Source organism: Massilia niastensis DSM 21313 (assembly GCF_000382345.1).
In the GTDB taxonomy this organism is placed as follows: domain Bacteria; phylum Pseudomonadota; class Gammaproteobacteria; order Burkholderiales; family Burkholderiaceae_D; genus Telluria; species Telluria niastensis.
Genome location: NZ_KB908102.1, coordinates 43,571 through 55,063, shown reverse-complemented (window position 1 = coordinate 55,063; position 11,493 = coordinate 43,571). Strand labels below are relative to the sequence as shown.

Genomic DNA, 11,493 nt, shown 5'->3' with positions numbered 1-11,493 from the left:
CGGCATCCTGCTTACAGCTTGCCGCGCAGGCCGAGGTAGAAGGTGCGGCCGTTCGAGTAGAACGCGCGCGGCCGGTCTTCGTTTTCGGCGTACATCCTGATGGTCTCGTTGGTCAGGTTCAGCGCATCGAAGCTCAGGGTCAGGCGCTCGCCCAGCTTGACGTTGACCGAGCCCGCCAGCGAAGGCATGCCGTCCACGTGCTGGCTGGCGCCGCGGTCCACGCCGGCCTTGTAGCGCGAGCGGTAGTTGTAGGCCAGCCGTGCGGAAAAGCGCTCGTTCTCGAAGTAGCCGGTGACATTGCAGGTATTCTTCGAGGAGTTGAGCAGCTCGCCGCCGTCGTCCAGTTCGCCGTCGGCGAAGGTATAGTTGACCAGCATGCCGAAGTTGTTCGCGAGCGGCTGCTGCCAGCTCAGTTCCACGCCCCGGTTCCGGCCGCTGGTGTTGAACGGCGACGTGATCTGGTAGGTGGCCAGGGCGCTGCGCTTGTTGTTGTAGTAGGTGCCGCTCGAGGTGCCCTGGGCCACGATCGAGCGCAGGTCCATGTAGAAGAAGCCTGCCGACAGCAGCGCCTTGGGTGCGAAGTACCATTCGGCCGAGAGGTCGAAGTTGGTCGAGCGCACCGGATCGAGCCTGACGTTGCCGCCGCTGCCGCTCAGGGCGTCGTCGTTGAGCGATACCGAGCCGCCCAGCGCGCTGTAGTCCGGGCGCGCCATGGTCTTCGCCAGCGCGCTGCGGATGCTCAGGTCCGGCGTCAGCGCGTATTTGACATTCATGCTCGGCAGGTAGTCGCGGTAGGTGCGCTTGAAGGTGGTCGGGGTATAGGGACCGAAGGCCGAGCCGGTGATCGGGCTCGGGCCGCCCGGCAGGTTGACCACCGTGGCCTGGCGCGTCTCGATCGCGCGCAGGCCGAGGTTGCCGCTCCAGCGCTCGCCGCCGAAGTCCAGCATGCCGTACAGCGCGGCGGTCTTCTCGGCGACCTGGAATTCGTCCATCCAGTTGTGGCGCAGCGTGTAGTCGAGCAGGCGGTTGCCGGGGAGCGCGCCCCAGGCGCCGAGCGCGGCGCCGTCGTACTTGAAGTAGTTCGACGCCAGGTTGCCACCCAGGCCGTTGGCGAAGTCGGACGGATACATCTGGCCGCTCCATGCCGGGCCGGGATTGGTGAAGCCCAGCGGCCCCGGACGGGTCTCCAGCGGGTGCTCGGCGGTGCGGTGGTGGTCGGTCCAGCGCGCGCCGAAGCGCAGCGCCTGCGCCAGCGGATGGTCGAGGCGCAATTCGCCGTCGAGCTGGGCGTATTTTTCCTGGTCGACCGACTGCGCCTCGCCGCCGCCGGCCCACGCGGTCGAGCCGGGCGAGGTGGTGTTCCCGCCCGGGTAGCCGACCGAGGCCGGGGAGAGACCGTTCAGGGCATACACCATGCCGCCGTCGACATTGTTCTGGTAGAACACGTCGTTGCGGTCATAGCCGACGCCGTGGGTCTTGCCCAGCTTGCCCGACAGGGTCAGGCGCTGGCTGACGCGCAGCTTGCCGTTGAAGTCCAGGTACCACGATTCGCCGCCCGCTTCCGGGCGGTAGATGTTGTCGACCTCGCCCGCATTGCGGGTGAAGCCGGCCGCTACCAGGGTGTTGTTGCGCACCACCGGGTTGGCCGGGACCAGGTTCATGCTGTTGATCGAGTTGGCCGGCGCGGCCAGCCAGTTGGTGTTCAGGTGCGGGGCTTCGAGTTCGGAATAGAAGCCGTTCAGGTCCAGGCTCAGGTCGCGCGAGGGGCGCACTTCGATGTCGAAGGCGCCGCCGGTGCGCTTCTTGGTCTGCTCGAACAGGCTGGCGCCGATGAAGGTCGGCACCGCCACGCCGGCCAGCGCGGGATTGGCGATGGCGGCGGCGCTGGTCGCGCTGATCGGGGTGTAGCCGAGGATCTCCTGGCCGTCGCGGCGCACGGTGGCCTTTTCCGAGAACGCCTGCACCAGGATGCCGGCGGTATTGCCGGCGTTCTTCCAGCTTACCAGGCCGGACAGGTGCGGCTCGGTTTCTTCCGACAGGTCGTTGTAGTTGGCCTGCACCGAAGCCTCCACCGTCAGCTGCTGGCGGAAGTCCAGCGGGCGGCGGGTGATGACATTGATCGCGCCCGAGACCCCGCCTTCGACCAGGTCGGCCGTCGGGCTCTTCTGCACCACGATCGAGCCCACCAGTTCCGAGGGCAGCAGCGAGAAGCTGCTCGAGCGGCCGACATTGCCGCCGATCTGGTTCAGCAGGAACCAGTCGCCCGTCGAGATCGCATGGCCGTTGAACAGGGTCTGCTGCAGGCTGGGGCTGGTGCCGCGCAGGCTGACGCGGTCGTTCTCGCCGAAGCCGCCCTCGCCGCCGGCCGAGGACTGGGTGTTCACGCCCGGCAGGCGCTGGATCGCATCGGCCACGTTCTTGTCGGGCATCTTGCCGATGTCTTCCGCGGTCACCACCTCGACCACCGCGTCGGCATTGCGCTTCTGGCGCAGCGACTGTTCCAGCGCGGCGCGCACGCCCGTCACCACCACCGTCTGCGTCTCGCCCTGCTGCTCCTGCGCCCGGGCCTGCGCCGCCATCACGCATGCCGCCACCACTCCGGCCGCGATCGCGGTGCGCCTGGTCTGCCGTGCCATCCCCTGGTTCATGTGCTCTCCCCCAAAACTGGTTGTGATTGTTCTCAGCCTTCCGGTCGCGGATGCGGTGGACGTTCGGGCGTCTCTGTGTTGTTGGGTCGCATTGTGGCGGCATCTTGACAGGCATGTTTGTCAAATCTTGCTATCCACACGGGATTTCATCCTCCTGTCATACAGCGCCGCCAATCTTGCCTGAAAGATAATAGTGTCAACTTTTTTTACATGTTGTGGGTCCACAAATTGTTCCAATGTAAAATTTTTAACAAAATCAACTAGCTATCCCTGCTGGCATATTTGATGCATGTAGTCAATTCAGGCGGCGCGGCGATCCCGTTGCCGCCGTATATCCGGGGTGCTAGGTTGTGCGTATCTGTTCCTGTGTCGCCCCGCAGTCCAAAACCTTCGGAGGCGTTTTACATGAAGAGAACTGTTCTGGTTGGTCTTGTATTCGCAGGGATGATGGGGTCGGCCCAGGCGGACGTCCTGCTGCGCGAAAATTTCAACGATGTGGGGACCCTGTCGGGCTCCGGCTGGGTGCGCTCGAACCAGGGGCAGCCCGCGGGCGCGGCCGAGACCTGGTTCCAGGGTGGAGATGACACGTTCGGGGCGCACAAGGGCGCGCCGACTTCCTATATCGCCTCGAATTACCAGACCGCGGCGCCTGGCGGCACCCTGGCCAACTGGCTGATCACGCCGGAATTCTCGACCACCCTGAACGTGGTGGTGTCGTTCTTCCTGCGCGCCGAACAGTTCGAGGACTTCCGCGACCAGCTCGAGTTCCGCTTCAGCAATGGCAGCGCCGACCTGGACGACTTCACGCTGGCCCGTCCCGAGCCGGTCACCGCGCCGACCGACGGCTGGACCCGCTACTCCGTCAACCTCGGACGCATCGGCACCGGCCGTTTCGCCGTCGTGCATACCGGCGCGGCCGACCTGTCCAACTATGTCGGACTCGACACCCTCACGATCCACGCCATTCCCGAACCGGCTACCGCGATGATCCTCGGCCTGGGACTGGCCGGCTTCACCCTTGCCCGCCGCCGCCGCGCGTGATCCGCGCGGCGGCGTCATGACTTCAACAACCATCCCACTAGGAGACATGTGATGTCAGAGTTCATGCAATTCCGCCAGCGCCTGCTGCGCGCCGGCCTCGGCCTTGCCCTGCTGGGCCTGGCCGGCCACCCCGCCCTGGCCCAGGACAAGCCCGCAGCACCGACCCCGGCGGCCGACAACGTCACCGTGGTGCGCGACGCCGAGACCGGCGCCCTGCGCCCCGCCACCGCCGCCGAACAGGCCGTGCTGCAGGCGGCCAATGCGCGCCGCGTGATGCGCGCCGCTCCCGTTCCGATGCAGCAGAAATTCCATGGCAGCGGCGCGCGCGGCGTCCGCCTGACCGACGAGTTCATGACTTCCTCGGTCGCGGTCCGCAAGCCGGACGGCAGCCTGGAAATGCAATGCCTCGAAGGCCACGGCGACGCCAAGGCCGCGCCCCATACCCATGCGCCGCAATCGGATACGGAGTAAACATGACCATGACTTTCTCGCTCCGTACCGCTCGCACCCTGGTCGCCGCAGCCGCAGCCCTGAGCTGCTTCGCCGCCGAAGCCGCCAGGATCACCATCACCAGCCGCGACGCGCCCGGCGTCGGCTTCAACGACCCGACCCCGGTGGCGCCGGTGGGCGGCAACGCGGGCGTCACGCTCGGCCAGCAGCGCATGAACGTCTACCGCTACGTCGCCGACATCTGGGAAAAGAACCTGCAAAGCGACGTCAACATCACCGTCAGCGCCGGCTGGGAGCCGCTCGCCTGCACCGCCACCGGGGCGACCCTGGGCAGCGCCGGCGCCTGGAACATCTGGTACGACTTCCCGAACGGCGTGCCGGGCACCTGGTATCCGCAGGCGCTGGCCAACAAGCTGGCCGGCGTCAACCTGAGCGCGGGCAACCCGGATGACGGCAGCGGCTACGGCAACGTCGACATCAAGACCCAGTTCAACATCAACCTCGGCAAGCCGGACTGCCTGGCCGGCAGCGGCTTCTACCTGGGCCTGGACGGCAATGCCGGCACCCAGGTGAACTTCGTCGCCACCCTGCTGCACGAACTGGGCCACGGCCTCGGGTTCTCGGTGCTGTCGGTGCAGACCTCGACCGGCCGCCGCATCAACGCCGCCGGCACCGCCTACACCGACAACGGCCTGCCGAGCATCTGGGAACGCCACATGTTCGACAACACGGCCAACAAGACCTGGCTCGAGATGACCAGCGCCGAGCGCCGCGCTTCGGCCATCAATCCGCTCCAGCTGGCCTGGATCGGACCGCGCGCGGCCGGCGCCGCGCCAGGCCTGCTCAAGCCGATCGGCCTGGTCAAGGCGAGCTCGCCGGCGCCGGGCGGCAACCGCGTGTCCGACTACTCGCCGGCCAGCTTCGGCCCGGCGCCGAAGGTGGGCGCGCTCGGCACGCTGGCCGTGGTGGCTCCGCAGGCCGGTGAACTCGGCCAGGGCTGCGATCCCTTCAACGCCGCCAACGCGGCGGCGGTGAAGAACAAGATCGCGCTGATCCAGCGTGGCGGCTGCAACTTCGCGATCAAGGCCAAGAACGCCCAGAACGCGGGCGCCAACGCGGTCATCGTGTACAACAACGTGGCGGGCGCGTTCACCGTCGGCGGCGCGGACCCGAGCGTCACGATCCCGACCGTCGGGGTCCTGCTGGCCGACGGCGAAGCGCTGAAGGCGGCGGTGGCGGCCGCGGTGCCCTACGGCAGCCGCAACAAGCCGGGCGCGGTCAGCATCGCGCTCGCGCTGGATCCGGTGCGCCTGGCCGGCGCCGACGCCAAAAAACGCCCGCTGCTGTACACCCCGAACCCGCTGATCGGCGGCTCGTCGGTATCGCACTGGGACGTCACCGCGTCGCCGAACCTGCTGATGGAGCCGAACATCAACGGCGACCTGACCATCAACCTGGTTCCGCCGTATGACCTGACGGTGCCGCTGCTGAAAGACCTCGGCTGGTAAGCAGCCCTGCCCGCGCGCACGCGCGGGTTTTCCGCCGCCGGCACCCCTGCCGGCGGCGGCTTTCCTTCCTTCGGGGCAGGCGCATGGCGGATTTTTGTACCGCCATGTATCCGGCGCCGCGCCCGACACAAATGCGCCGACTTCGGACGCTCCCCCAACACATCCGGAATACATGCTGGTGATCTACTAGGAATCACGGGAGCGGTCCTGCGCAGGCGCAAACCAGGCGCCTGGAGCCGGGATCGCCGAGTGAATATCCATAGGAGAGAACCAAGATGCAAACCATGAAAACCCTGGCAGCCGCCGCGCTGATCGCCGCCGGCACCCTGTCGGCCAACCTGGCCCTGGCCCAGCAGGACGGCATCGGCCGCACCGAACTGCAGCGCCACGACCTGAGCGCCAAGGGACGCGAAGTGATCCAGGTGCGCGTGGACTTCGCCGAAGGCGCGTCCTTCCCGATGCACACCCACCCGGGCGAGGAAATCGCCTACGTCCTCGAGGGCACGCTGGAATACGGGTTCCCGGACAAGCCCTCGGTCACCCTGAAAAAGGGCGACACGCTGTTCATCCCGGCCGGCCAGCCGCACTCGGCCAAGCATGTCGGCACCGGCAAGGCCAGCGAGCTGGCGACCTACGTGGTCGAGAAGGGCAAGCCGCTGGTGGTGAAGACCAGGTAAGGGCGTCGCCCGGTTTGGGGGCTGCGGTGCGAACCGGCCCCCCGCCCCGCGCAACGGCGGCAAGCTACGCCGCCGGCGCAGGCGGGATCCGCTCCATGGCCCGCTTCAAGGCCTCGAAGCAGTCCGGATCGAGCGCCGTTCCCACAGTCCTTTCCATCATCTGCAGCGCCTGCGCCACCGGGATCGCGCCCCGGTAGGGCCGTTCGGCCGTGATCGCATCGAAGATGTCGGCGGTCGTAATGATGCGGGTCTCGAGGCGGATCGCGTCGGCTTCCACGCCGCGCGGATAGCCGGTTCCGTCCAGGCGCTCATGGTGTGCTCCGGCGATCGTGGCCAGTTCGGCGAAGGCCGCGATGCGGCCAAGGATGGTCTCCGTGTATTCGGCGTGCAGGCGCACCGCCGCCCATTCCTCGCGGTCGAGGGCTCCCGCCTTGTCCAGCACACTGTTGCTCACGCCCAGCTTGCCCACGTCGTGCAGCAGCGCGCCGCGCCTGAGCCAGCGGCGGCGCTGGCCCGACAGGCCGAGCGCCTCGCCGATCATGTCGGTATACAGCGCCACCCGGCTGCTATGGCCGCTGGTGTACGGGCTCTTGGCGTCGACCACCTGGCCGAACGCGGCCGCGATGTCGTCCAGGTAATCGTCGTCCAGCGCCACTTCATGACCGGCGGGTTCGAGCGCGAACACCGCCGCGTCGATATCGGGTCCGCACAGGGTGGACCAGAACGCCGCGGAACGCGCCACTTCCTCGAAGGCCGCCGCCAGGCGCGGATCGAACCAGCTGCCGGCGCGGCCGCGCACTTCGCGCAGCGCGGCGTCGCGGCCGCTGGCGGTGTGGAACACGTCGATCACCTGGGCCAGCAGCGCGATGCGCGCATACATGGGAATCGCCTCGCCTCGCACGCGGGCCGGCTTGCCCTTGCCATCGAAATGCTCATCGAGCGAATAGATGCCCTGCGCCACCCCTTCCGGGAAACGCAGCAGGCGCGCGATCTCGGCGCCACGCTGGCAGCGGGTGGCGATCAGGCCCTGGGCGATCTCGGGACCGTCGCGCAGGATCGTCATCACGCTGCGGAAGCGCTCGGCCAGGCCCGCCTTCAGCCCGGTGTGGGTGAACACGAAGGACAACACCTGCGGCAGGCTGTCGCCGACCGTCTTGAAGTCGCGCTTGAACTGCAGGTCGTCGGTCAGGTACAGCTCGCAGATGCGGGCGGCATTGCTGCTGCAGCCGAGGTCCTTGAGCAGCAGGGTGTAATACAGTTCCCACAGGGCGTCTTCGTCGAGGCCGATGACACGGCCGACATGCATGCCGATCCAGCAGCAGCGCACGCAATGGCCGGGCGGCTGGCCTTCGGTGATGTCGAGCGCATAGCTGAGCGCGCCCATCAGTTCGGACAGTTTCATTGCGCTGGGGCTCAACGCGTCTGCCGGGGCGGCGACCAGTTCCATAACGCAGTTCCTGTATGCAATATAAATTAATTCTACGCCACAACCCCTCCCTGTAGCGATGTCCCTTTCACACTGCGGCGTCCGCACCACACGCGGCCGGATGGCGCTGCCGGCCATCGTGCACCGGTACTTTTTTCAAACCAGTAGACTCTCCTCAGGCGTGTCCCGCGCCCCACGAAAGGAGAACGTCATGCTCGGTTCCACGAACGGCAGTTCCACTTCGGTGTGGATGGACACCGCCTCGGTGCCCGCCTTCCCTCCCCTGCAGGGCGATGTCGAGGCGCAGGTATGCGTCATCGGCGCCGGCATCGCGGGCCTGACCACGGCCTACCTGCTCTCGAAGGAAGGCCGGACTGTCGTGCTGATCGATGCGCTCGGCATCGGCGCCGGCGAGACCGGGCGCACCACCGCCCACATGTTCCCGCCCGACGAATGGTATGCCTTCATCGACGAACGATTCGGCGCCACGCACGCGCGCCTGGTGGCCGACAGCTATGCGCGCGCCATCGACCGGGTCGAATCCATCGTGCGCGAGGAAGGCATCGGCTGCGAATTCGAGCGCCTCGACGGCTACCTGTACGCCCTGCCCGGCAACGCCTTCCGCGACTTCGACAAGGAACACGCCAGCGCGGTGCGCGCCGGCGTCCCGGCCCAACTGCTGCCGCGCGTGCCCGGACTCGCCTTCGACACCGGCCCCTGCGTGCGCTATCCGAACCAGGCCCAGTTCCATCCGCTGAAATACCTCGATGGCCTGGCGCGCGCCTTCGTGAAGAACGGCGGGCGGATCCACGGCGGCACCCACGCGCACCGCATCCGCGGCGACCACCAGCGCCAGACCGTATTCACCGACAGCGGCCAGGTCCATGCGGGCGCGGTGGTGGTGGCCACCCACACCCCGTTCAACGACCGCGTCGTCATGCATACCAAGCAGGCCGGCTACCGCACCTACGTGGTGGGCCTGCGCGTGCCGCGCGGCTCGGTGCCGCGCATCCTGCTGTGGGACACGGGCCAGCCTTACTACTACGTGCGCCTGGAAACGCCGGACGGCGCGCGCGACCACGACATCCTGATCGTCGGCGGCGCCGACCACAAGGTCGGCCAGGACGACCATCCCGAACACCGCTACGACGAGATCGAGCGCTGGACCCGCGAGCGCTTCCCGATGGCGCAGGAACTCGCCTACCGCTGGTCGGGCGAAGTGATGGAACCGTCCGACGGACCGGCCTACCTCGGGCGCAATCCGATGGACGACGACAATGTCTACGTGATCACCGGCGACTCCGGCAACGGCATGACCCACTGCACCATCGGCGCGGTCCTGGTCACCGACCTGGTCATGGGACGCAGCAATCCCTGGACCGCGCTGTACGACCCGTCGCGCAAGCCGGTGCACGGGCTGGCCGACTTCGCCGCCGAACAGGCGAACGTGATGGCCAGGTATGGCGACTGGCTGACCGGCGGCGACGTCGATTCGGTGCAGGAGATCGCCGCCGGCGAGGGCGCGGTGGTGCGCGACGGCCTGCGCCGGATCGCCGTCTACCGCGATCCGGAAGGCGCGCTGCATGCGGTGTCGGCCAAGTGCAGCCACCTGGGCTGCGCCGTCCACTGGAACTCCGCCGAGCGTTCCTGGGACTGCCCCTGCCATGGATCGCGCTTCGATACCGAAGGCCATGTGCTGCACGGTCCGGCCTCGCTCGCGCTCGACAAGGTCGAGCTGAGCGCCGAGGGCCTCCCGCCGCCGCGCACGCAGCGCGGAGCACGCCGTCCGGTGCGCTGAGCAGGGCCGCGCCAAGTCCGCCGCGACGAGCGTGAGCGCCGCGGCGGCCGGCACTCGCCGGCTCGCATGAGCTCGGCCGGCAGTCGTTAAATTTCCTTCAGGCAAATGTTGTTTTTATACAAAATTTCCCAAAAGCAATAGACAGCCTCTTCCAAATCCGGATACTTGTATTTACATGATGGCAGCAGCGTTCCCGCCACCGCCCGCGCTGCGCTGCGTCTTGCCCCCGCCATCATTTTTTCAGGGCCGCCACCCGGGCGGCCTGCACGACTACGAGGAACCATGCGATGACACTCCGGAAAATGAAGATCGGCCCCCTGCTTTCACTCGGCTTTGCAGCGGTGCTGCTGCTGATGCTGCTACTGGTCGGCACGGGATTGTCAACCATGGATTCCATCGACGACATGACCCACGACCTGACCGTCGAGCAGATCCGCAAGTCGAACACCTTGCAGGAATGGAAGGCCATCATCGAAGTCAACACGGCCCGCACCATCGCGGTGGCCAAGGCCACCGATCCGGCCACCGAACAATACTTCCTGGATGCGATGGGCGCCGCCTCGAAACGCGCCGACGAGCTGCAGAAGACGGTCCAGGCCAGCGTGAAGAACGACCCGCAGGGCCTGCGCCTGTTCGAGCAGGTGGTGGCGGCGCGCGAAGCCTACCGCGGCGCGCGCCAGCAGGCGTTCAAGCAGAAGGCGGCCGGCGAGCTGGATGCCGCGGCGCGTTTTTTTGAAACCGACATGCTGCCGCGCGTGAACGACTATGTCGGCAGCCTGAACCGCCTGGTCGAATACCAGAAACAGGCCGTCGCCACCCAGGGCGAGGCCATCGAAGCCGCCTTCTCCAGCAGCCGCAAGGTCCAGCTGGGCCTGAGCCTGGCGGCGCTGGCCACCGGCGCCCTGTTCGCCTGGCTGATCCAGCGCGCCATCACGGCGCCGCTGCGCGCGGCGCTGCAGGTGGCGCGCACCGTCGCCAGCGGCAACCTGGGCAGCCACATCGAGGTGGAGTCGGACAACGAGACCGGCCAGCTGATGGCGGCGCTGAAGGACATGAACGACAGCCTGCGGGGCATCGTTGGCCAGGTTCGCCAGGGTACCGAAACCATCGCCAGCGCCTCGCACCAGATCGCGGGCGGCAACCTGGAACTGTCCGCGCGCACCGAACAGCAGGCCAGCTCGCTCGAAGAGACCGCATCGTCGATGGAAGAGCTGACCGCGACCGTGAAGCGGAATGCCGACAACGCCAGCCAGGCCAACACGCTCGCGCTCGACGCCTCCTCGATCGCGGCGCGCGGCGGCGCCACCGTGACCCGGGTGGTGGCCACGATGGACGAGATCAGCGCGGCGTCCAGGCGCATCAACGACATCGTCGCGGTGATCGACGGCATCGCGTTCCAGACCAATATCCTGGCGCTCAACGCCGCCGTGGAAGCGGCGCGCGCCGGCGAGCAGGGCCGCGGCTTCGCGGTCGTGGCCTCCGAGGTGCGCGCGCTGGCGCAGCGCTCGGCCACCGCCGCGAAGGAGATCAAGACCTTGATCCAGAACTCGGCCGGCAAGGTCGAGGAAGGCAGCCGCCTGGTCGGCGAGGCCGGCACGACGATGCGCGAGATCGTGACCAGCATCGACAAGGTCGCGGGCATCATGTCGGACATCGCGGTGGCCAGCGGCGAACAGTCGAGCGGCATCGAGCAGGTCAACCGGGCGGTGGCGCAGATGGACCAGGTCACCCAGCAGAATGCCGCCCTGGTCGAGGAAGCGGCGGCGGCCTCGGATGCGCTGCGCGAGCAGGCCGCGGCGCTGTCGCAACTGGTGGGCGCCTTCCACCTGGAGCCGTCCGGCAGCGCCGCCGTGCTGCCCTTCCCCGAGCGCAAGCAGCTGGGCCACGCGCGCCAGGCGCTGGCCGCCTGAACCGGGGCCCACAAACGGCGACACCAGCCCGCGGG

9 protein-coding genes are annotated in these 11,493 nt (G+C 67.6%); 6 read left to right on the top strand and 3 right to left on the bottom strand.

Annotated elements, in window-relative coordinates; translation table 11 throughout:
* Positions 1–11 precede the first annotated feature (11 nt).
* On the bottom strand, positions 12–2,648 hold the full coding sequence (locus H162_RS0116510; RefSeq protein ID WP_026354728.1) for a TonB-dependent receptor: 2,637 nt from the start codon (positions 2,646–2,648) through the stop codon (positions 12–14).
* Positions 2,649–3,053: 405 nt separating this feature from the next.
* On the opposite strand from H162_RS0116510, the gene H162_RS0116505 reads away from it, so the two are divergent.
* The 4 genes from H162_RS0116505 (at position 3,054) to H162_RS0116490 (ending at position 6,324) form a co-directional block, all read left to right on the top strand.
* Positions 3,054–3,689, top strand: a complete 636-nt coding sequence (locus tag H162_RS0116505) for a choice-of-anchor J family PEP-CTERM protein (protein WP_169444506.1) — start codon at positions 3,054–3,056, stop codon at positions 3,687–3,689.
* 51 nt (positions 3,690–3,740) lie between these two features.
* Positions 3,741–4,160, top strand: coding sequence for a post-PEP-CTERM-1 domain-containing protein (locus H162_RS0116500; RefSeq protein ID WP_020654592.1), 420 nt, complete (start codon positions 3,741–3,743; stop codon positions 4,158–4,160).
* A gap of 2 nt (positions 4,161–4,162) precedes the next feature.
* Positions 4,163–5,647: a PA domain-containing protein gene (locus H162_RS35660; RefSeq protein ID WP_020654591.1), complete on the top strand. Its 1,485-nt coding sequence runs from the start codon at positions 4,163–4,165 to the stop codon at positions 5,645–5,647.
* A gap of 275 nt (positions 5,648–5,922) precedes the next feature.
* Entirely contained in the window at positions 5,923–6,324 is a 402-nt protein-coding gene (locus H162_RS0116490; protein ID WP_020654590.1) for a cupin domain-containing protein, read from the top strand.
* A 64-nt stretch (positions 6,325–6,388) separates the two neighbouring features.
* Here the strand turns inward: H162_RS0116490 and H162_RS0116485 are convergent, their stop codons facing one another.
* Positions 6,389–7,726, bottom strand: coding sequence for an HD-GYP domain-containing protein (locus H162_RS0116485; RefSeq protein ID WP_040787597.1), 1,338 nt, complete (start codon positions 7,724–7,726; stop codon positions 6,389–6,391).
* A gap of 235 nt (positions 7,727–7,961) precedes the next feature.
* Here H162_RS0116485 and H162_RS0116480 point away from each other — a divergent pair, with 235 nt between their 5' ends.
* Positions 7,962–9,548, top strand: a complete 1,587-nt coding sequence (locus H162_RS0116480; protein ID WP_020654588.1) for an FAD-dependent oxidoreductase — start codon at positions 7,962–7,964, stop codon at positions 9,546–9,548.
* Between the two features lie 86 nt (positions 9,549–9,634).
* Here the strand turns inward: H162_RS0116480 and H162_RS34120 are convergent, their stop codons facing one another.
* On the bottom strand, positions 9,635–9,832 hold the full coding sequence (locus H162_RS34120) for a hypothetical protein (RefSeq protein ID WP_156885652.1): 198 nt from the start codon (positions 9,830–9,832) through the stop codon (positions 9,635–9,637).
* 3 nt (positions 9,833–9,835) lie between these two features.
* Here H162_RS34120 and H162_RS35655 point away from each other — a divergent pair, with 3 nt between their 5' ends.
* On the top strand, positions 9,836–11,458 hold the full coding sequence (locus tag H162_RS35655; protein ID WP_040787595.1) for a methyl-accepting chemotaxis protein: 1,623 nt from the start codon (positions 9,836–9,838) through the stop codon (positions 11,456–11,458).
* Positions 11,459–11,493: the final 35 nt, after the last annotated feature.